17 protein-coding genes are annotated in these 20,308 nt (G+C 68.9%); 5 read left to right on the top strand and 12 right to left on the bottom strand.

Annotated elements, in window-relative coordinates:
- Window positions 1–100 precede the first annotated feature (100 nt).
- From EPN51_RS03245 to EPN51_RS03255, 3 genes are all read left to right on the top strand, one after another.
- The gene (locus EPN51_RS03245) at window positions 101–1,858 is read left to right on the top strand and encodes a DEAD/DEAH box helicase (protein ID WP_293037038.1); all 1,758 of its coding nucleotides are present in this window, start codon (window positions 101–103) and stop codon (window positions 1,856–1,858) included.
- A gap of 124 nt (window positions 1,859–1,982) precedes the next feature.
- Window positions 1,983–2,411, top strand: a complete 429-nt coding sequence (locus tag EPN51_RS03250; RefSeq protein ID WP_293037041.1) for a DUF6188 family protein — start codon at window positions 1,983–1,985, stop codon at window positions 2,409–2,411.
- 123 nt (window positions 2,412–2,534) lie between these two features.
- Complete coding sequence (locus EPN51_RS03255) at window positions 2,535–2,903, top strand: VOC family protein (RefSeq protein WP_293037044.1); 369 nt, start codon at window positions 2,535–2,537, stop codon at window positions 2,901–2,903.
- Between the two features lie 26 nt (window positions 2,904–2,929).
- On the opposite strand, the gene EPN51_RS03260 is transcribed toward EPN51_RS03255, so the two are convergent.
- The 7 genes from EPN51_RS03260 to EPN51_RS03290 form a co-directional block, all read right to left on the bottom strand.
- The gene (locus EPN51_RS03260; protein ID WP_293037047.1) at window positions 2,930–5,395 is read right to left on the bottom strand and encodes a [protein-PII] uridylyltransferase; all 2,466 of its coding nucleotides are present in this window, start codon (window positions 5,393–5,395) and stop codon (window positions 2,930–2,932) included.
- A 45-nt stretch (window positions 5,396–5,440) separates the two neighbouring features.
- Complete coding sequence (gene glnB / locus EPN51_RS03265; protein WP_293037050.1) at window positions 5,441–5,779, bottom strand: nitrogen regulatory protein P-II; 339 nt, start codon at window positions 5,777–5,779, stop codon at window positions 5,441–5,443.
- Window positions 5,776–7,251, bottom strand: a complete 1,476-nt coding sequence (locus tag EPN51_RS03270) for an ammonium transporter (protein WP_293037053.1) — start codon at window positions 7,249–7,251, stop codon at window positions 5,776–5,778. Before EPN51_RS03270 ends, glnB begins: the two co-directional genes overlap by 4 nt.
- A 101-nt stretch (window positions 7,252–7,352) precedes the next feature.
- Window positions 7,353–8,615, bottom strand: a complete 1,263-nt coding sequence (gene ftsY, locus EPN51_RS03275) for a signal recognition particle-docking protein FtsY (RefSeq protein ID WP_293037056.1) — start codon at window positions 8,613–8,615, stop codon at window positions 7,353–7,355.
- An 86-nt stretch (window positions 8,616–8,701) separates the two neighbouring features.
- Window positions 8,702–12,292 carry a chromosome segregation protein SMC gene (gene smc / locus EPN51_RS03280; RefSeq protein WP_293037059.1) on the bottom strand — a complete coding sequence of 1,197 codons (3,591 nt, stop codon included), beginning with the start codon at window positions 12,290–12,292 and terminating at the stop codon, window positions 8,702–8,704.
- A gap of 146 nt (window positions 12,293–12,438) precedes the next feature.
- The gene (locus EPN51_RS03285) at window positions 12,439–12,732 is read right to left on the bottom strand and encodes an acylphosphatase (RefSeq protein ID WP_293037062.1); all 294 of its coding nucleotides are present in this window, start codon (window positions 12,730–12,732) and stop codon (window positions 12,439–12,441) included.
- Window positions 12,719–13,144 (bottom strand): OsmC family protein, encoded by a 426-nt coding sequence (locus tag EPN51_RS03290; protein WP_293037065.1) that lies wholly within the window; start codon window positions 13,142–13,144, stop codon window positions 12,719–12,721. The genes EPN51_RS03285 and EPN51_RS03290 overlap by 14 nt, the downstream gene beginning before the upstream one ends.
- Window positions 13,145–13,196: 52 nt before the next feature.
- Here EPN51_RS03290 and EPN51_RS03295 point away from each other — a divergent pair, with 52 nt between their 5' ends.
- A complete protein-coding gene (locus EPN51_RS03295; protein ID WP_293037068.1) occupies window positions 13,197–13,970 on the top strand; it encodes a PIG-L family deacetylase in 774 nt (257 codons plus the stop codon).
- A gap of 21 nt (window positions 13,971–13,991) precedes the next feature.
- Here the strand turns inward: EPN51_RS03295 and mutM are convergent, their stop codons facing one another.
- From mutM to sepIVA, 4 genes are all read right to left on the bottom strand, one after another.
- Window positions 13,992–14,840 carry a DNA-formamidopyrimidine glycosylase gene (gene mutM, locus EPN51_RS03300; RefSeq protein WP_293037071.1) on the bottom strand — a complete coding sequence of 283 codons (849 nt, stop codon included), beginning with the start codon at window positions 14,838–14,840 and terminating at the stop codon, window positions 13,992–13,994.
- Window positions 14,841–14,855: 15 nt separating this feature from the next.
- Window positions 14,856–15,569, bottom strand: coding sequence for a ribonuclease III (gene rnc, locus EPN51_RS03305; protein ID WP_293037073.1), 714 nt, complete (start codon window positions 15,567–15,569; stop codon window positions 14,856–14,858).
- Window positions 15,566–16,165 (bottom strand): DUF177 domain-containing protein, encoded by a 600-nt coding sequence (locus EPN51_RS03310; RefSeq protein WP_293037076.1) that lies wholly within the window; start codon window positions 16,163–16,165, stop codon window positions 15,566–15,568. The genes rnc and EPN51_RS03310 overlap by 4 nt, the downstream gene beginning before the upstream one ends.
- A 69-nt stretch (window positions 16,166–16,234) precedes the next feature.
- Window positions 16,235–16,972 carry a cell division protein SepIVA gene (gene sepIVA / locus EPN51_RS03315; protein ID WP_293037079.1) on the bottom strand — a complete coding sequence of 246 codons (738 nt, stop codon included), beginning with the start codon at window positions 16,970–16,972 and terminating at the stop codon, window positions 16,235–16,237.
- A 433-nt stretch (window positions 16,973–17,405) separates the two neighbouring features.
- On the opposite strand from sepIVA, the gene EPN51_RS03320 reads away from it, so the two are divergent.
- Entirely contained in the window at window positions 17,406–18,572 is a 1,167-nt protein-coding gene (locus EPN51_RS03320) for a permease (protein WP_293037082.1), read from the top strand.
- A 6-nt stretch (window positions 18,573–18,578) separates the two neighbouring features.
- Here EPN51_RS03320 and EPN51_RS03325 read toward each other — a convergent pair whose 3' ends face one another.
- On the bottom strand, window positions 18,579–20,288 hold the full coding sequence (locus EPN51_RS03325) for a thiamine pyrophosphate-requiring protein (protein ID WP_293037085.1): 1,710 nt from the start codon (window positions 20,286–20,288) through the stop codon (window positions 18,579–18,581).
- Window positions 20,289–20,308: the final 20 nt, after the last annotated feature.

The following is a 20,308-nucleotide window of genomic DNA, read 5'->3' on the forward strand; positions in this document are numbered from 1 at the left end:
GAGTCGAGTCGTTACAACACCGAAAAGCGTTGGCGTGCTAGATTTCACAGCCGCCACTCAACCGAGCTGGCCGTGTCGAACAGCAACGATTGGGGGGCCTGTGTCGATGCCGGCCGGCAGCATCCAGGCGCGCACCGGCACCGACCACGGCGACCGCAACGGCAGCGGGGCGCTGCGCGGCTGGCAGCGCAGGGCGCTGGTGCGCTACCTCGCCGGCCAGCCGCGTGACTTCCTGGCGGTGGCCACCCCCGGATCCGGCAAAACGACGTTCGCGCTGCGGGTGGCGGCCGAACTGCTCGGGCAGCGCACCGTCGAGCAGGTCACCGTCGTGGTGCCCACCGAACACCTCAAGGTGCAATGGGCGCAGGCCGCGGCGCGGCACGGACTCGCCCTGGACCCGAGGTTCTCCAACAGCAACCCGCGGACCGCGCCGGAATATCACGGCGTCATGGTCACCTACGCTCAGGTCGCCGCGCATCCGACGCTGCACCGGGTGCGCACCGAGCAGCGCAGGACGCTGGTCATCTTCGACGAGATCCATCACGGCGGTGACGCCAAGACCTGGGGCGATGCCATCCGCGAGGCGTTCAGCGACGCCACCCGCCGGCTCGCGCTGACGGGCACGCCCTTTCGCAGCGACGACAGCCCCATCCCGTTCGTGACCTACGAGGCCGGCGCCGACGGGGTGCGGCGCTCGCAGGCCGATCACATCTACGGCTACACCGAAGCACTCGCCGACGGTGTGGTCCGGCCGGTGGTCTTCCTCGCCTACTCCGGGGAGGCGCGGTGGCGGGACAGCGCCGGCGAAGAGCACGCCGCGCGGTTGGGTGAACCGCTGTCCGCCGAACAGACCGCGCGGGCCTGGCGCACCGCGCTGGATCCCGCCGGCGAATGGATGCCCGCGGTGATCGCGGCGGCCGACCAGCGGCTGCGTCAGCTGCGCATGCACATCCCCGACGCCGGCGGCATGATCATCGCGTCGGATCAGACCGCGGCCCGCGCCTACGCCGCCCTGCTGACCAAGATCACCTCGGAGACTCCGACGCTGGTGCTCTCCGATGACCCCGGTTCGTCGGCGCGCATCAGCGAATACGCCGCGAGCACCGGCCGCTGGCTGGTCGCGGTGCGCATGGTCTCCGAAGGCGTCGACGTGCCGCGGCTGTCGGTCGGGATCTACGCCACCAGCGCGTCGACGCCGCTGTTCTTCGCGCAGGCCGTCGGCCGGTTCGTGCGGTCGCGCCGCCAGGGCGAGATCGCGAGCATCTTCGTGCCGTCGGTGCCGAGCCTGCTGCAGCTGGCCAGCGAGCTGGAGGCCCAGCGCAACCACGTGTTGGGCGAGCCGCACCGGGAATCCGAGGGCGACCCCCTCGACGGCGACCCCGCCACCCGGGCGCAGAACGAGAAGAGCGAACTCGACAACGGGTTCACCTCGCTGGGTGCCGACGCGGAACTCGATCAGGTCATCTTCGACGGGTCATCGTTCGGCACCGCCGCTCCGGCCGGCAGCGACGAGGAGGCGGATTACCTCGGCATCCCCGGGCTGCTCGATGCCGATCAGATGCGCGCCCTGCTGCACCAGCGTCAGGACGAGCAGCTGCACAAGCGGGCCCACCTGCGCAAGGGTGCCGGGCCGACCGGCGACGCCCCGTCGGCAACGGTGCACGGCCAGCTTCGGGAGCTGCGCCGGGAGCTGAACACCCTCGTCTCGATCGCGCACCACCGGACCGGCAAGCCGCACGGCTGGATTCACAACGAACTGCGGCGCCGCTGCGGCGGCCCCCCGATCGCCGCGGCGAGCCGAGAACAGCTGCGGGCGCGCATCGATGCCGTGCGCCAGCTCAACGCCGAGCAGGCGTGAACCATCGGCCGGCTGGGCCCCTTAAACGGTGCCGCCGCGGCCGCGTCAAGGCGCGGTATTTTCCGCCCGTGCGCACATGACGTACCCGCTTGTGCATGTGACAAATTGGGGCCAGAGTGGATTCATGGCCGAGCAGAATGTGATCGAGCAGTGGCTCGAGGGCTGTGCGGTGCAGAGGATTATGTTCCACGACGGGCTGGTGCTGAATTTCGAGGACTACAGCGAGCTGGTGATTACGGCACCGATGCGTCTGACGCTGCCCGCCATCGAAACCTCACCCGCCGAAGTAATCGCTATCGACCCGAACGACCCGGCGGACCAACTGCGCCCGCTCTTCGATTTCGCCGGGTCAATCTGCACGGGTGCCGTCTGGGACGACACCGGCGATCTCCATCTCGAATTCTCCGACGATCACAAGATCGAGGTGCGGTCGAACGACGACGTCACCGCGTGGGAGCTGTATAGCAAATACCGCGGATTTGCTGCCTGCCTCACGCACGGCAAAGTGCGGGTCGTTCGCCTCGATACGGTCGAGGCCGACGGCGACAGGTGAGCTAGCGCGCGCCGGGCGAACTCCGAACACACGCAGTGGTTTTGCGGTCCGGGTTGCGCTACGGGACGGCGAAACTGGCTGCAGCGCAGTGTTTCCGAATCATTGGTCGATACCATGTATTTCATGCGTCGCGTGGATTACGTCATCCAATATGTCGAATCGCTCACAAAGTCGGTGACGTTCTACCGCGACGTGATCGGGCTCAAGGTGCGGATTGAAGGCGACGGCTACGTCGAGTTCGAGATGGCCAACACCAAGTTCTCGCTTTTCGAACGGTCGAAGCTTCCGGAGCTCATCGGCCGCGAAGGCGGTCGACCGCCGTGCAGCGAGATCGGCTTCTTGATCGACGACGTCGATAAGGAGGCGGAACGAATGAGCGACCTCGGTGTCGAGATCCTCAGCGGACCGATGGACCGGCCATGGCATGAAAGGACGCTCCACATCGCCGACCCGGATGGCAACATCATCGAATTCGCCCAGAAGTTGCGATGATTACCCGACCGCCGTCGTCATCGGGGTCAGTCGCCGACGGGTTCCTCGAGCACTTCGACCGCCGGGCCGCCCAGCGCGGCGAGCAGGCTTTGCTCGACCGCGTCTCGCGCGCCGTGCCCGTCGTCGTCGGCGGCCGTCACGCAGAAGACGTCGGCCGCCGTCGACCCGAACGTGTTGACCTTCGCCCAGACGATGTCGGTTCCCGCGCGCTCGAGCGCCCGGGTCAGCAGGGCCAGCAGCCCCAGGCGGTCCATGGCGCGGACTTCGACGATCAACTGACCGACGCCGGCCGTATCGACCCACAGAATGCGGGGCGGGGCGGTCGAGCGCGTCACGGGCACCCCGACCTGAACCTCGCCGGCCCGCGTCGCCCCCGCGCCGCCGGCGTCGCTGTCGCGCTTCTCCAGCGTCCCCAACACGTCGACATCACCGGCCAGCGCGCCGGTGAACTGCTGACGCAGTAGGCCCGCCTCCGGTGGTGAGCCGAACAGCGGCGACACCACGAATTCGACGATCGCGAAACCCGCCTCGGTGCTGGCCGACGCCGAATGGATGCGCAGCGAGTTCAGCGCCAGCACCGCGGCGGCCTTGGAGACGAGCCCCCGCTGATCGGGCGCGGCCATCACCACGTCCAGCCGCTCGCCACCGCTGGGCTGGATCGCCACGTGGACGGCACCATCGGCGGCAAGCGAAAGATATTGGGGCGCGGCCGGTTCAGCTTCCGGAAGCGGCTCCCCCGCCATTACCAGCCGGCAGCGCCGAACCAGCTCCTCGATCAGGGACGCCTTCCATTCGCTCCACACCCCCGGCCCGGTGGCCTTGGAGTCGGCTTCGGTCAGCGCGTGCAGCACCTCGAGCAGGACCGGATCTCCGTCCAGCGATTTCGTCACGCGCTCAATGGTTTTAGGATCGTTCAGGTCGCATCGGGTCGCCACCACGGGCAGCAGCAGGTGGTGGCGGACCAGCTGCGCGAGCAGCTCGGTATCGGCGGACGAGATCCCCAGCCGAGGCCCGATATCCAGGGCCAGCCCGGCGCCGAGCACGCTGTGATCGACGCCGCGGCCCTTGCCGATGTCGTGCAGCAGCGCGCCGAGCGCGAGCAGGTCGGGCCGTGCCACGCGGGTGGCCAGCGGCGCGGCGTTGACGGCCGTCTCGATGACATGGCGGTCCACCGTCCATTTGTGCGCGACGTCGCGCGGCGGCAGGTCGCGGATCGCGTCCCATTCGGGCAGCAACCGGCCCCACAGCCCGGTGCGGTCGAGCGCTTCGATGGTGGCCACCATCGTCGGCCCGGCGGACAGCACAACCAGCAAGTCGTCCAACGCCTCCCGCGGCCAGGGCACCGGCATCTCGGGCGCGCCTGCGGTCAGGCGGCTCAGCGTGGCGGCGCCGATCGGCAACCCGGTGTCGGCTGATGCGGCGGCCACCCGCAGCACCAGGCCCACGTCGGTGTCGGGACGCGCGTCGCGGGCGAGCACGATTTCTCCGGCATATTCGACGACGCCCTCGTCCAGGGGGCGGCGCTTGGGCCGGCGCACCAACGCCGACACACCGCGGCGCGGTAGCGCGTTCTCGGCGGTGCGCAGCCCCGTCTCGGCGTGGTAGGCGATGGTACGGCCGGCATCGGATAGCTTGCGGGCCAAGTCGAATCGGTCACCGATGTGCAGGGCGGCGCTGAGTTCGTCACCGTACTGGGCCAGCAGCTGATCGCGGCCGCGCCCGGACACCCGGTGCAGCTCGGTGCGCACGTCGAGCAGCGTCAGGTGGGCGTCGTCCAGCGAGCCCCCCGGCGATTCCGGGCGGGCCATACCGTGGCGGTCGATGAGCTGGGCGACGCCCAGCGCGTCCAGCAATTGCACGTCGCGAAGGGCGCCGCGGCCCGATTTCAGGTCCGGTTCGGCGCGCTGCGCGATCCGCCCGCAGCGCTGCCAGCGGGCCTGCGTCATCGCGACGAGTTCGTCCATCCGGGAGCGAATCGCGCTGCGCCACTGCCGTCGTGCGCCGGCGATCAATTCCTCGGACAGCCGCGCGTCGCCGGCGATGTGGCGCGCGTCCAGCATGCCCAGGGCCGCGATCATGTCGGCGTTGGCGACACCCAGGGCTCCGGAGACGGTCCGCACGCTGTGGTCGAGCCTAACGTTGGCGTCCCACAGCGGATACCACAGCCTGTCGGCAATTTTCTGCAACACATCGTCGGACTTGTTGTCGTGCAACAGCATTAGATCCAGGTCCGAATGCGGCAACAGTTCATGGCGGCCCAACCCGCCGATGCCGACGATCGCGAAGCCGCTGTCGTCGTCGATCTCGATCTCGGCCGCCTTGGCCATCAACCACGATTCGTGCAGATCCAGCCACGCGTGTCGCAATTCGGCGGCGTGCAGCTTGCTGCCCTCGGACAGCAGTTGGCGCCGCGAGGCGGCCAAATCGACTGCCCCGCCGGCGCTTCCTGTCCCCGCGATGCGCCCGGACGGATCGGAGCCGTTCGGGGTCATGCCCGCGCGGCCCGCCCGGGTCGAATCAGCAATTGACGAAAGGTGTCACAGCGCATCGGTTCCGCGCTCGCCGGTGCGCACGCGCACGATGGTTTCCACCGGACTCACCCACACCTTGCCGTCACCGATCTTGCCGGTGCGCGCCGCCCTGACGATGCTGTCCACGACCTTGTCGACGATGGAGTCGTCGACGACGACCTCGATCCGCACCTTGGGCACGAAGTCGACGGAGTATTCGGCACCGCGGTAGACCTCGGTGTGGCCCTTCTGGCGTCCGTAGCCCTGGATTTCGCTGACCGTCATCCCCAGGACGCCCGCCTCCTCGAGGCTGGCCTTCACGTCATCGAGCGTGAACGGCTTAACGATCGCGGTGATCAGCTTCATGACTGCTCTGCCTCCACTTTGTCGCCCACTCGGTCCTCCTTCACGCCGTTGCGGGTATCCGCCACAGCGACCCGGGGCGGGAGAACCGAGCCGGTAGCCACGGCGAAATCGTAACCACTCTCGGCGTGCTCGGCCTCGTCGATACCCGCGGCTTCCGCCTCTGGGTCGAGACGAAGCCCGATGGTGTACTTCAGGATCAAAGCCAGGATCAGCGTAACCACCCCAGAATAGATGAGGACGCTGAACGCGCCGATCGCTTGCCGCTCGAGCTGGGCCCAGCCGCCGCCGTAGAACAAGCCCTTGGATACCCCGACCACGCCGTTGATGGCCGGGGCCTCGGGGGCGGCGAGCAGGCCCACCAGCAGCGTGCCGGCCAAGCCGCCGACCAGGTGCACCCCGACCACGTCGAGCGAGTCGTCGAAGCCGAACTTGAATTTCAGGCCGACCGCCAGCGCGCACACCACCCCGGCGACCAGGCCCACGGTCAGCGCGCCCAGGACATTGACCGACGAGCAGGACGGTGTGATGGCGACAAGGCCCGCGACGATGCCGGACGCCGCTCCCAGCGTCGTCGCCTTGCCGTCGCGGATGCGTTCGGTGAGCATCCAGCCGAGCATCGCGGTGGCCGTCGCGACCGTGGTGGTCATGAAGGTCGTCCCCGCGACGCCGTTGGAGCTGGTGGCCGATCCGGCGTTGAACCCGTACCAGCCGAACCACAGCAATCCGGCACCGAGCATCACGAACGGCAGGTTGTGCGGCCGGAACAACGTCGTGGGCCAGCCACGCCGCTTCCCCAGCACGATGGCCAGCATCAGGCCCGCCACACCGGAGTTGATATGGACCGCGGTCCCGCCGGCGAAGTCGATTGCGTGCAGCTTGTTGGCGATCCAGCCGCCGTGCTCGGAGGCGAAGCCGTCGAACGCGAAAACCCAGTGGGCGACCGGGAAATAGACGAACGTCGCCCACAGGCCGGCGAACACCAGCCAGGCGCCGAACTTCAGGCGGTCGGACACCGCGCCGGAGATCAGCGCGACCGTGATGATCGCGAACATCAGCTGGAATGCCACGAACACGGTGGCGGGCAGGGTGCCGGCGAGCGGAATGTCCGTTGCCGCAGTGCCTTTGCTCGGATCGGCGGCCGCCGCGTTGACGCCGATGAGTCCCTTCAGGCCCCAATAGGACGTCGGCTTCCCCATGAAGTTGCCGACGTCGTCGCCGAAGGCGACCGAATAGCCGTAGAGCACCCACAGCACGGAAACCACGCCCATCGCGCTGATGCTCATCATGAGCATGTTCAGCACGCTTCTGGCGCGCACCATGCCGCCGTAGAAAAACGCCAGACCCGGCGTCATCAACAGCACCAGCGCGGAACTGGCCAGCATCCAGGCGGTATCGCCGGTGTTGGGCTGGCCCAGTATCGGGTATGTCACTCGCAATCTCCTCCGGTCGGGCCGCAACGGGACGTCAGACATGCATCCGATGACCTGATCCAGAAGATTGCGCAATGGTTGTTTCGGCGATAGTGCCGTCGTGTTTCAGCGGGATTAACGTCCCACGCGCCGCGTCAGGGGCGTCAGCCGAGCAGCGCGTCGACGAAGGCGGCCGGTTCGAACGGCGCGAGGTCGTCGGGGCCCTCGCCCAGCCCGACCAGCTTGACCGGCACCCCGAGTTCCTGCTGGACCCTAAAGACGATGCCGCCCTTGGCCGTTCCGTCCAGCTTGGTCAGGACAGCGCCGGTGATCTCGACAACCTCGGCGAACACCCGGGCCTGGGCCAGCCCGTTCTGCCCGATGGTGGCGTCGAGCACCAGCAACACCTCGTCGACCGCGGCGCGCCGCGTTACCACGCGCTTGACTTTGTCGAGTTCGTCCATCAGCCCGACCTTGGTGTGCAGCCGGCCCGCGGTGTCGATGAGAACCACGTCGACGCCCGCGGCGATGCCCTTGTCGACGGCGTCGAACGCCACCGATGCCGGGTCGGCGCCTTCGGCCCCGCGCACCACCTCCGCGCCCACCTGCGCCGCCCAGGTTTGCAGTTGGTCGGCCGCCGCGGCCCGGAAGGTGTCCGCGGCGCCCAGGAGAACGCGTCGCCCGTCGGCGACCAGGACCCGGGCCAGCTTGCCGACGGTGGTGGTCTTCCCGGTGCCGTTCACACCGACGACCAGCAGCACCGAGGGATGGTCGGCGTGCGGCAGCGCCCGGATCGACCGGTCCATGCCGGGCTGCAGCTCCGTGATCAGGACGTCGCGCAGCACGGCCTTCGCGTCGGCCTCGGTGCGCACGTCACTGCCGGCCAGCCGGCTGCGCAGCTCGGAGATCACCGATTCGGCGACCACCGGACCCAGGTCGGCGACGAGCAGGGTGTCCTCGACGTCCTGCCAGGCGTCTTCGTCCAGGTCGCCGCCGCCGAGCAGGCCCAGCACGCTGCGGCCGAACGCGTTCTGCGACCGGGCCAGCCGGCCGCGGAGCCGCTCCAGGCGGCCCTCGGGCGGCGCGATCTCCTCGATGTCGGGGGCCGCCGGGGTTTCGGGCTCGGGTTCGGGGAGGTCGACGTCGGAGATGGTGCGCCGCGGCGCGTCGCGCGGGACTGTGGCGTCGTCGCCCACCGCGGGCAGCCCGGTGGTGTCGAGCCGCTCGGCCGGCTGGGCGGTCGGTGTCTGGCTGAAGGCGATGCCCGAGGACGCGGTGTATCCGCCCGAGCGGTCGATCGCACCGGGCTCGGTTCGGGTCGAGAAGCTGATCCGGCGCCGGCGGTACCGCAGCAGGCCTGCGACCAGCGCGGTGATGACAACCAGGACGGCGATGACCGCGAGCGCGATCCAAAGACCTTGGGACACGCTGACATTGTTTCAAGCGGTACGGTGCCGGCCGGCCACCGGCCCTCGGCTCGATGGCGCCGACCCGCTTCGCCCGGCCACGCCGCTCAGGTCGTGACCAGTTGCTCCACCTGCTGGCCGCGCATCCGCTGGGAGATCACCGCGGTGATGCCGTCGCCCTGCATGGTCACGCCGTAGAGCGCGTCGGCGACCTCCATCGTCGGCTTCTGGTGCGTGATGATGATGAGCTGCGAACGCGCCCGCAGCAGCTCGAACAGCGAGATCAGGCGACGCAGGTTGGTGTCGTCGAGGGCGGCCTCCACCTCGTCCATGATGTAGAACGGCGACGGGCGGGCCCGGAAGATCGCCACCAGCATCGCCACCGCGGTCAGCGCCTTCTCGCCGCCGGACAGCAGCGAGAGCCGGGTGACCTTCTTGCCCGGCGGACGGGCCTCCACCTCGATGCCGGTGGCGAGCATGTTGTTGGGATCTGTTAGCCGTAGCCGGCCCTCGCCGCCGGGGAACAGCACGGTGAAGACGTCGGAGAACTCGCGTTCCACGTCGGTGTAGGCCTCGCTGAACACCTGCAGGATGCGGGCGTCGACCTCGTCGACCACGCCGAGCAGGTCCTTGCGGGCGGCCTTGACGTCCTCGAGCTGGGTGGACAGGAAGTTGTAGCGCTCCTCGAGGGCGGCGAACTCCTCGAGAGCCAGCGGGTTGACCCGGCCCAGTTCGGCCAGCTCGCGCTCGGCCCGCTTGGCCCGCCGCTCCTGGGTGGCCCGGTCGTAGGGAATCGGCGCGGGCGCGAAGACCTGTTCACCGCGCTCCTTGGCCTGCTCGTATTCGGCCATCTCCAGATCGGTCGGCGGCAGCTGATTCTCCGGACCGTATTCGGCGATCAAATCGGCCGGCGCCATGCCGAACTGTTCGAGCACCATCTGCTCGAGTTGCTCGATCCGCAGCGCCGCCTGGGCGTTGGCGACCTCGTCGCGGTGCAGCGAGTCGGTCAGGGCCCCCACCCGGGCGCTCAACGCGTTCACCTCGTCACGCACCGCCGCCATCGCCGTCGCACGCTGCTGGCGTTCGGCGGCCAGGGCGTCGCGGATCGTGGACGCGGCATCGACGACCCCGTTCAACCGCTGCGCCAACAACCTGCCTGCGTCGGCCACCGCCGCCGCCACCGCGGCCGCGCGCAGTCGCGCCTCGCGCGCCCGCTGGGCCCGGAGCCGGGCTTCCCGTTCGGCGGCGGCCGCACGGCGCAACGAATCCGCGCGCCCGCGCACCGCGTTCGCGCGCTCTTCGGCGGTGCGCACCGCGAGCCGCGCCTCCACTTCGACGCTGCGCGCGTTTTCGGTGGCGGCCGCGATCTGCTGACGGTTCACGGGTTCTTCCGCCGGCGCCTGCCGGGTCTCTTGGGCGTTGCGCAGCCGGGTTTCCAGTTCGGTGACTTCGGCGACGGTCTGAGTCCGGCCCGCTTCGAGCTCCTCGCGTTGCCGCAGCAACCTGCTCCACTCGTCTTCCGACATCCGGGCTTCCTGACCGAGCCGGCCCAGCTGCTCGTACATCCCCGAGATGGCGCTGTCGGATTCGTTGAGGGCTGCCAGCGCCTGCTCGGCGGAATCCTGACGGGCCGCCTGCTCGGTGAGCGCGCCGGAGAGCGCCGCGCTCAGCTGAGCCACCTGGGCTTCCGCGGCGGTCAGCTCGTCGCCGGCCTTGTCGATTTCCGAGGTCACCTCCAGCGTGGACAGCTTGCGGTCGGAGCCGCCGCTCACCCAGCCCGCACCCACCAGGTCACCGTCGATAGTGACCGCGCGCAATCGGGGATGCACGGCCACCAGCGCCAGCGCCTGGTCCAGGTCGTCGACCACGGCCACACTCGAGAGCATGGCCGTGACGGCCCCCCGCAGCCGCGCGGGAGCATCGATCAAGTCGAGCGCCCACAGCGCCCCCGCCGGGGCGGCCTGCGGCGCAGGGTGATCGGCGGGCCAGTCACCCAGCACCAGCGAGGCGCGGCCGCCGTCGGCCTGTTTGAGCGCGGCGACGGCGGACCGGGCCGCGCCGAAGCTTTCGGCGGCCAGCGCGTCGGCCGCCGATCCCAGCACCGCGGCCAGCGCCGCCTCGTAGCCCGAGCGAACCTTGACCAGCTTGGCCATCGGACCCAAAAGCCCGGTGCCCGAATGATTTTGGGTAAGCCAGGCGGCGCCGTCCTTGCGTTCGAGCCCCACCGCGAGCGCGTCGATGCGGGCCTGCAGCGAGGCCACCCGGCGTTCGGCGTCCCGCTCGGCGGACTGCAGCTCGGCCACCCGCGCGTCGGCCAACCGCAACGCGGCCACAGTGCGCTCGTGATGCTCGTCGAGACCCATCTCGCCCTGATCGAGCTCACCGACGCGGCCCTGCACGGTTTCGAACTCTGCCTTGGCCTGCTGCGCGCGGGCGGCGGCCTGTTCGATGCGTTCGGACAGGCGTGCGACGCTGTCATCGATCGACTCGACGCGCGCCCGCATCGTCTCCACCTGGCCGGACAGCCGCGCCAGGCCTTCACGCCGATCCGCCTCGGCGCGCACCGCCGCCATGTGGGCCCGATCGGCCTCGGCGGCTTCACGCTCGCGCTCGACCAACTCGGCACGGGCGCCGTCCAGCCGGGTGCGCGCCGTGCCCAATTCCGCCAGCAGGTGCTGCTCGGCGATCGCGACCTGCTCGGCCTCGGCGTCCAGGGCGTCGGGGTCGGCGTCGCTGGTCGCGACGGGCTCGACGTCGAGGTGCTGGGCCCGCTCGCTGGCGATGCGCACCGTGGCGGCAACCCGTTCGGCCAGCGCGGACAGGGCGAACCAGGTGTGCTGCACCGACTCGGCGCGACCGGAGAGTTCGCCCACCGCCGTTTCGTGCGCGGTGAGCTCCTCGGAGGCCAGGGCCAGCCGCGAGGAGGCCTGGTCGTGGTCGCGCCGCATGGCGGCCTCGGCCTCGAAGATGGCCTCGCGTTCCCCCTTGCGGTTGACCAGGTCATCGGCGGCCAACCGCAACCGGGCGTCACGCAGATCGGCCTGGATCGTCTGGGCGCGACGGGCCACCTCGGCCTGGCGGCCCAGCGGTTTGAGCTGACGGCGCAGCTCGGTGGTCAGGTCGGTGAGCCGGGCCAGGTTCGCCGACATCGCGTCGAGCTTGCGAAGGGCCTTTTCCTTGCGCTTGCGGTGCTTGAGCACGCCGGCGGCTTCTTCGATGAACGCGCGGCGGTCTTCGGGCCGCGACTGCAGGATCTCGTCGAGTTTGCCCTGCCCGACGATGACGTGCATCTCCCGGCCGATCCCGGAGTCGCTCAGCAGTTCCTGTACATCCATCAAACGGCAACTGCTGCCGTTGATTTCGTATTCGCTGGCGCCGTCGCGGAACATCCGCCGGGTGATCGAGACCTCGGAGTATTCGATGGGCAGCGCGTTGTCGGAGTTGTCGATGGTGACGGTGACTTCGGCACGTCCCAGCGGGGCGCGCGACGAGGTCCCGGCGAAGATGACGTCCTCCATCTTGCCGCCGCGCAGGGTCTTGGCGCCCTGCTCCCCCATCACCCAGGCCAGGGCGTCGACGACGTTGGATTTGCCCGAGCCGTTGGGCCCGACCACGGCGGTGATACCCGGCTCGAAACGCAGAGTCGTCGGCGAGGCAAAGGACTTGAAGCCCTTCAGCGTCAGACTCTTGAGGTACACGGCGAGCCAGACTACCGTTCAAACCGCCCCGGGCAGGTTCACCGAGGGGTGTCGGCCGACCCGAAATTTGCCCGCGGTTTCGGTGGGCGACGCACTGGTCCCAGTGGTCACATCAGCCACGGGAACAAGAGGCATTGCGGCCCGCGTCAGCGCTCGACGAAACCCTCGAAACGCTCCCGCGGCTGCGACCAGTCGACGACGACCTTGTCGACGCGGCCGGGCTGGGTGGGCCATGTCGCACCGCCCTGCAGCAGCTCCAGTAGTTTTTCGCCGGCCTCCCGCGGCCCCTGGGCGACCACCAGCACGCGGCCGTCGGCCTGGTTGGCCGCATAGCCGGTGAGGCCCAACTCCAGCGCACGACAGCGCGTCCACCAGCGGAAACCGACCCCTTGGACCATGCCGTGCACCCACGCGGTGAGCCGCGCGTCAGGTTCCGACATTGTTGGCCTCGGAGGTGACCTCGAAGGTGACGGTGGTGCCGGACTTCAGGGTGCGACCGACCGTGCACACCTGATCGATGGCCCGGTTGACCACCACCAGCAGGCGCTTTTTGTCCTCGTCGGCCAACGCCGACAGGTCCAGCTCCAGTGTCTCTTCGATCAGCGGATAGCGTTCCTGCTCGCGGTCGGCGGCGCCGGACACCCTGATGACGGCTTTGTAGTCGTCGCCCAACCGGCGGGCCAGCGGCACATCGCTGGACATCGCGCTGCAGGCCGCGAGTGCGATCTTGAGCAGCTCGCCGGGCGTGAACACGCCGTCGACGTCCTCGGAGCCGACGAGCACCTGCGCTCCACGCGAGCTGTATCCCGTGTAGCGGCGAGTTCCGGTGCGCTCCACCCATAGTTCGGCCATGGCTCATTTCTACCGGGCGCTCATGTCGTGACACGCGGGCATACTGCTTTGCATGGCCACCGTCGTCGCATTCCACGCCCACCCCGACGACGAGGTCGTGCTCACCGGTGGCACCCTCGCGTGGGCGGCCGCCGCCGGGCACCGCGTCGTGGTGGTCACGGCGACCGACGGGCGGGTCCATAACGACGACGGCAACCGTCTGGACGAATTGCTGTCAAGCGCAAGGATTCTCGGGGCACAGCGGGTTGAGTGCCTCGGCTACGCCGATAGCGGCTACGGTCCGCTGTTCTACCCGGATCCGCCCGGGCGCATTCGATTCGGGCGGGCGGATCTCGACGAGGCGGCGGGGCGGCTGGCCACCATCCTTCGCGACGAGGACGCCGATCTGCTGCTCAGCTACCAGCCCAACGGCGGCTACGGCCACCGCGATCATGTGCGGGTGCATCACGTCGGCAAGCGGGCCGCCGAACTCGCCGCGATCCCCCGGGTTCTCGAGGTGACGATGCCGCGCGAAATGCTGCTTCGCGTCAGCGATCTCGCGCATCTGTTGCACATTCCCGGACCCTACGAACGCGACATCGTCCGCGGCGTGTACGCCCCCCGCGCGACAATCACGCACCGGGTCAACGTCTTTCGCTTCGCCCGCCAGAAGCGAGACGCTTTCGCCGCCCACCGTTCTCAGATCGGCCGTTCCGGTCTGGCCGCCCACGTGTTCCGGCTACTGGTGCGATTGCCGCCCCAGGTGTTCGGCGCGCTGTTCAGCCACGAGTGGTTCGTGGACCCGACGTTGCCCACGGGGACGCTGCACCGCGGTATCTTCGAGTGATCCAGCGCCGCCGAAGGCCACTCAACGTCGCGGGCGCGGTTGGCATTTCGGGCAATAGAACGACGAGCGGTTCATGAATTTCTCCCTGCGCATCACCGCGCCGCAACGGCGGCAGCTTTCGCCTTCCCGACCGTAGGCGTCCAGTGATCGGTCGAAGTATCCGGATTCGCCGTTGACGTTGACGTACAGCGAATCAAACGAGGTCCCGCCTTTGGCCAGCGCATCACGCATTACGTCGGCGGCCGCGTCCAGGACGGCGGCCAACTGCTTGCGACTCAGCGTGGCGGCGATCCGCGCCCCGTGCACCTTGGCCCGCCACAGCGCCTCATCGGCGTAGATGTTGCCGATGCCCGACACCACCTGCTGATCGAGCAGCTGCCGTTTGACTTCGGAGTGCTTGCGCCGCAACACTTTCACGACCGCATCGGCGTCGAACCGGGGGTCCAGCGGGTCGCGCGCCAGGTGTGCGACGGGCTCGGGCACCACGCTGCCGTCCACCTCGACCAGGTCGGCGAGCATCCACCCGCCGAAGGTGCGCTGGTCGGCGAAGCTCAGCACGGTCCCGTCGTCGAGCAGTGCGGAGATCCGGACGTGGTCGGCGCGCGGCACCACGCCGAGCAGCATCTGCCCGCTCATACCGAGGTGGACGACCAGCGCCGCGTCGCTTTCGAGCAGCAGCCACAGGTACTTACCGCGCCGGTCGGTGCCGGTGATCCGCTCATTCAGCAGCCGGGCGGTAAGGTCCGCGGGCCCCGCTTCGTGGCGGCGCACCGCCCGCGGGTGATGCACCCGGATGGCGGTGATCGTCTTGCCCACGACATGGGCGTGTAAGCCGCGGCGCACCACCTCGACTTCGGGCAGTTCGGGCATCTAGACGGGCACCATCTAAACGGACGTCGTCCCCGCGGTGTCCAGCGCCTCCAGCGCTTTCCAGGTCGCCGCCGCCGCCTTCTGCTCGGCTTCCTTCTTGGAGCGGCCCACCCCCGAGCCGTATTCGGTGTCCGCCACCACGACCACCGCGGTGAATTCCTTGTCGTGGTCCGGCCCGGTGGAGGTGACCACGTAGGACGGCGCACCCATGCTGCGGGCCGCGGTCAGCTCCTGCAGGCTGGTCTTCCAGTCCAGTCCGGCCCCCAGCGTGGGTGCGGCATCCATCAGCGGGCCGAACAATCTCAGAATCGCCTCGCGCGCCACGTCGATCCCGTGCTCGAGGTAGATCGCACCCAGCAGCGATTCCATGCCGTCGGCCAAGATGCTCGACTTGTCCGCACCGCCGGTGTTCGCCTCCCCGCGCCCCAGCAACAGGTGCACCCCGAGGCCGCCGTCGCACAGCTTTCGCCCGACATCGGCCAACGCCTGGGTGTTGACGACGCTGGCCCGCAGCTTGGCCAGATCCCCCTCGCTACGGTCGGGGTGGCGGTGGTAGAGCTCATCGGTGATGGTCAGGCCCAGCACGGCGTCGCCCAGAAACTCCAGCCGTTCGTTGGTCGGCAGCCCGCCATGTTCGTAGGCGTAGCTGCGGTGCGTCAATGCCAAGGACAGCAGCTCGTCGGACAGCTCAACCCCCAGGGCGTCGAGCAGAGCCTGCCGTGAGGTCACCGCTCACCCCGCGACTCGTCCGCGTCGGGCGTGAAAATGCCCGCCAGCTTGGCCCACCGCGGGTCGATGCGGTCGTGGTGATGGCCGGGCTCGGCGGCCAGGGAAACTCCGCATGCGGGGCACAGCCCCGGACAGTCCGGCGTGCACACCGGCGAGAACGGAAGTTCCAGTCCCACGGCGTCGACGATGGACTGCTCGAGGTCGACGGCGTCGTCGACGATGTGGCCGACCTCGTCTTCCTCGGTAGTCGCCTCGGTGGTGCTGTCCGGGTAGGCGAACAGTTCGGTCAGCCGCACTTGCACCTGGCCGTCGAGCGGGGTCAGGCAGCGCGCACATTCGCCGGCGGTGGGCGCGGTCACCGTCCCGGTCACCAGCACGCCCTCGGACACCGACTGAACTTGTAGGTCCAACTCCAGGGGGGCGCCGGCCTCGATCGCGATCATGTCCAAGCCGATGCGCGCCGGACTGGGCACGGTTTTCCGCAGAGTCACCATCGCGCCGGGCCGCCGCCCGAGCCGGGTGATGTCGAACATCATCGGCCCGGACAGCCGTGGCGCGGCGCCGCGAGTCGACGAGGTGCTGTACTGGCGCGTCATATCAGAAATCCTACGGCGCCGGCCGCACAATTCCAGGGCGCGCCCGCCCGGTGAACGGGCCGCGAAACGCTAGCGGACCGCGTAGTCGTGCGTCCCGGCCGCCGTCCGCAGTTGGTGGCGGCCACGCCCCACCGACCGAAGGGTGCCGTTGAGGAATTCCTCGAACTCGGCGAGCTTGTTGTCGACGTAGATGTCGCATTCGCCCCGCAGCCGGTCGGCCTCGGCGTGCGCCGAGTCGACGAGCCGGGTGGCCTCGGCGTTGGCCGCCTCCACCACGCTGTTCTGCGACACCAGGCGCTGCTGTTCTTTGATGCCCTCCTGCACGGCCTTCTCGTAGGAGATGTTGCCGTTTTCGAGCAGCCGGTCGGCTTCGGCCTGGGCGCGACCGACGCTGGCCTCGTACTCGCGTTTGGCCGCGGTGGCGATGCGAATCGACTCCTCGCGAGCCTCGCCGACCATCCGTTCGCTGTGCTGGCGCGCCTCGCCCACCATCCGGTCGGCCTGCGCCTTCGCGTCGGACAGCAGCCGGTCAGCCTCCGCCCGGGCGTGGTTGAGCATCGAGTCCGACTCGGTGGTCGCCGAGGAAACCATGGAGTCGGAGTGCGTCTTGGCGTCATGCAGCATGGAATCGCGCGCGTCCAGCACGTCCTGGGCGTCGTCCAGTTCGCCCGGAATTGCGTCCTTGATGTCGTCGATCAGCTCCAGCACGTCACCGCGGGGCACCACGCAGCCGGCCGTCATCGGGACGCCGCGGGCTTCTTCGACGATGGCGCTCAATTCATCCAGCGCTTCAAACACTCGATACACGGCCGTACCCTCCTGGCGTCTGCAAAACTGTTGTTACCAGTGTGCCTGGTGATGTCTCTGTGACAGCGGTGGCGACGCCGGTGTGTCGGGTATTTGCCCGTTCCCGGCACCTCAAACGCCCCGGCGCGCCGGTCCCGGCGTGGCCGTGATGAGTGAATTCCATGCGAAAGCGCCCGTTCACGCTGTTTTCGCGGCAGCGACGGCCGCGTGCGATCGTTCGTCCATATTCGGCGCCGGGCCCCGCCGCTGCGGCGTTTGCCCAGGTGCGGGTTTTGCGTCGACGCGCCCGGGCCCGACTATTTGCCAGCGATTCTAGGCTGGGAGTAGTCGCCACACTATCGCGGCCCGCGCTACCATACCCCCTGGGGGTATACTCCGATACGTCGGAACGGACCCACCTCACGCCAGCGGCTCACCGCAGGAGGTCTCAGTGATGACGGTGCTATCGGCGGTCGGGCACGCCTTGACGCTTGCGGGGTCGATGACCTGGGAAATCCTGTGGGCGCTGATCGTGGGATTCGCCCTCTCGGCGGTGGTGCAGGCCGTCGTGCGGCGCTCGACGATCGTGGCCCTGATGGGTGACGATCGCCCGCGCACCCTGGCGGTATCCGCCGGGTTGGGCGCGGCATCGTCGTCGTGCTCGTACGCCGCGGTGGCGTTGGCGCGATCGCTGTTCCGCAAGGGCGCCGACTTCACCGCCGCGATGGCGTTCGAGATCGGTTCCACCAACCTCGTGGTGGAGTTGGGCATCATCCTGGCGCTGCTGATGGGCTGGCAGTTCACCGCCGCGGAGTTCGTCGGCGGCCCCTTGATGATCGTCGTGCTCGCCGTTTTGTTCCGGCTGTTCGTGCGTTCGCGACTCGTCGACACCGCCCGCAAGCAGGCCGAGCGCGGAATCGCCGGGTCGATGGAAGGCCATGCCGCCATGGACATGTCGATCAAAGGGGATGGCTCGTTCTGGCGACGGCTCTTCTCCCCGGCGGGTTTCACCTCGGTCTCGCACGTGTTCGTGATGGAGTGGCTGGCGATCCTGCGCGACCTCATCCTGGGCTTGCTGATCGCGGGTGCCGTCGCGGCCTGGGTGCCCGAAAAGTTCTGGCAGAGTTTCTTTTTGGTGGACCATCCGGTGTGGTCGGCGCTGTGGGGTCCGATCGTGGGCCCGGTCGTGGCGATCGCGTCCTTCGTGTGCTCGATCGGCAATGTCCCGCTGGCCGCGGTGTTGTGGAACGGGGGCATCAGCTTCGGCGGCGTCATCGCGTTCATCTACGCCGACCTGTTGATCCTTCCGATCCTGAACATCTACCGCAAGTATTACGGCGCCAGAATGATGCTGACATTGCTGGGCACCTTCTACGCCGCGATGGTCGCCACCGGATACCTGGTCGAATTAATCTTCGGCACAACCAATCTCATCCCCACCCAGCGCAACGCGACCGTGCTGGAGGCGTCGATCAGGTGGAACTACACGACCTGGCTCAACATCGCCTTCCTGGCGCTCGCTGCCCTGCTGATCGTCCGGTTCGTCACCTCCGGGGGCCTACCGATGCTGCGCATGATGGGCGGCTCCCCCGACACCGAGGAGCCCGCGCATCGCCACTGACGCGCCTCAGGTTTGCGGCAACCGCACGTCGAGCACCGTGCACCGGCCTTCGTCGGCCTCCGCGAGCGCCCATCCGATGGCCTCACGCATCTCGGCCGCCGTGGTCACGCCGCGTCCGCTGCCTCCGCAGGCCCGCGCAAGGGCGGCGTAGTCGGTGTCGGGCGTGAGCCGCGTCTCGGGAAAATCGTTCTCCCGCACCGATATTCCATCCCGATACAACTCCACCACGGGCAGCTTGGAGGCCAGATAGGAGTGATTGTTCAAAACCACCGTCACGAAGGGCGCCCCATGGCGATGCGCCGACCACAAGGCGGCGGTGGGCACGCCGAAGTTGAACGAACCGTCACCGCATATCGCGACGACGGGCGCCTCCGGCCGGGCGAGTTTGACCCCGAAGGCGCCTCCGAGCGCCCAGCCCAATGCCGGTGCGCCCGTGTCGAAGAAATACCCCGGTGGCCGCTGAATCTGTCGGGCAACGGCGGGCCGATTGGTCACGGCCTCCTGGACGACCACCGCGTTTTCCGGCAGCGCGCCGCCCAGCGCGGCCAGCATCGCGTCGGGTGCGTCCGCCGGGCGATCGGATGCGGCCCGGCGGCTCGCATCCCGGCGGCGTTGCGCGACATCGGATTCGGCCGTCTGCCGGCGGGCACTCCACTTCTCGCGTAGCTTGTCGGTGGCCAGCCGCAGCAGGGTCTGCTCGAGCAGCAACAACGTCACCCGGGTGTCGGCGGTCAACGCGATCTCGACCGGGTAGGACCACAGCGGCATGCTCGCCTTGACCGGGTCCGCGTCGATCTGCACCACGCGCGCATCGGCGGGCGGGGCCAACTGCGCGGGCACCCAGGGCACTTCGCAGTCCAGCAGCAGCACGGTGTCGGCGGTTTCCAGCGGGGTCGCGTCGCCCACCATGTGCAGCGGGTGCCCGAGCGGCAGGTTGGCGCGGTCGCCCTGATCGATCACCGGCGCACCGAGCAATTCGGCGATGCGGGCCAGCACGGTCGCGGCCCCCGGTTCCGCGGCGGTCCTGGAGGTGACGATGACGACCCGCTGCCCGGCGACCAGGATGCCCGCCAACCGCCCCAGCGCCCCCGGGTCCGGGCCCGGCGGTATCGCCGGGGGCAGCCGCCGCGGCAACGCACGGCTGCCGGGCTCCATCAAGGCTTCGCGCGGCAGCATGACGTAGGCGGGCCCGGACGGGCTCGATTGCGCGACCTGGAATGCCCGCCGGACGATCGGGGCCAGCTCACGGCCGCGCGGAACCTCCATGTGCCATTTGGCGTAGTTGCGCACCACCGCCGGCTGGTCGAGTTGCTCCTGCTGCCAATGAATGTAGGTGTCACGGTGGCCGCGCACCTCCGGCGCCGAGCTGTAGGGGGTGCGCCCGGCGAACACCACCACCGGAGTCCCGTTGCGCTGCGCGTTGTGTAGCTGACAACCCAGGTTCAGCGTCCCGGCATCGACGTGCACCATGACCGCCTGCGGTCGGCCGCTGGCCATGTGATGGCCGATGGCCGCCGCCAATGCGATGCTCTCGTGGACACACAACACCGCCCGCGGGCTCGGCGTGCCGGCCGCGCGCGCGGCCGCCAACGCTTCCTGGATCGGAGCGGAATCCGTTCCGGGATTGATGAAGAAGTGCGCGACTCCCTCGTCGGCGAGCAGGGCGATCAGATCGGTCGCGGCCTCGGGGACGTCGAAGAGATTCTCTACCGTCATGGCTGCCGTTCTCCTATCGA

This window comes from Mycobacterium sp. (assembly GCF_004298145.1).
Lineage (GTDB): Bacteria > Actinomycetota > Actinomycetes > Mycobacteriales > Mycobacteriaceae > Mycobacterium.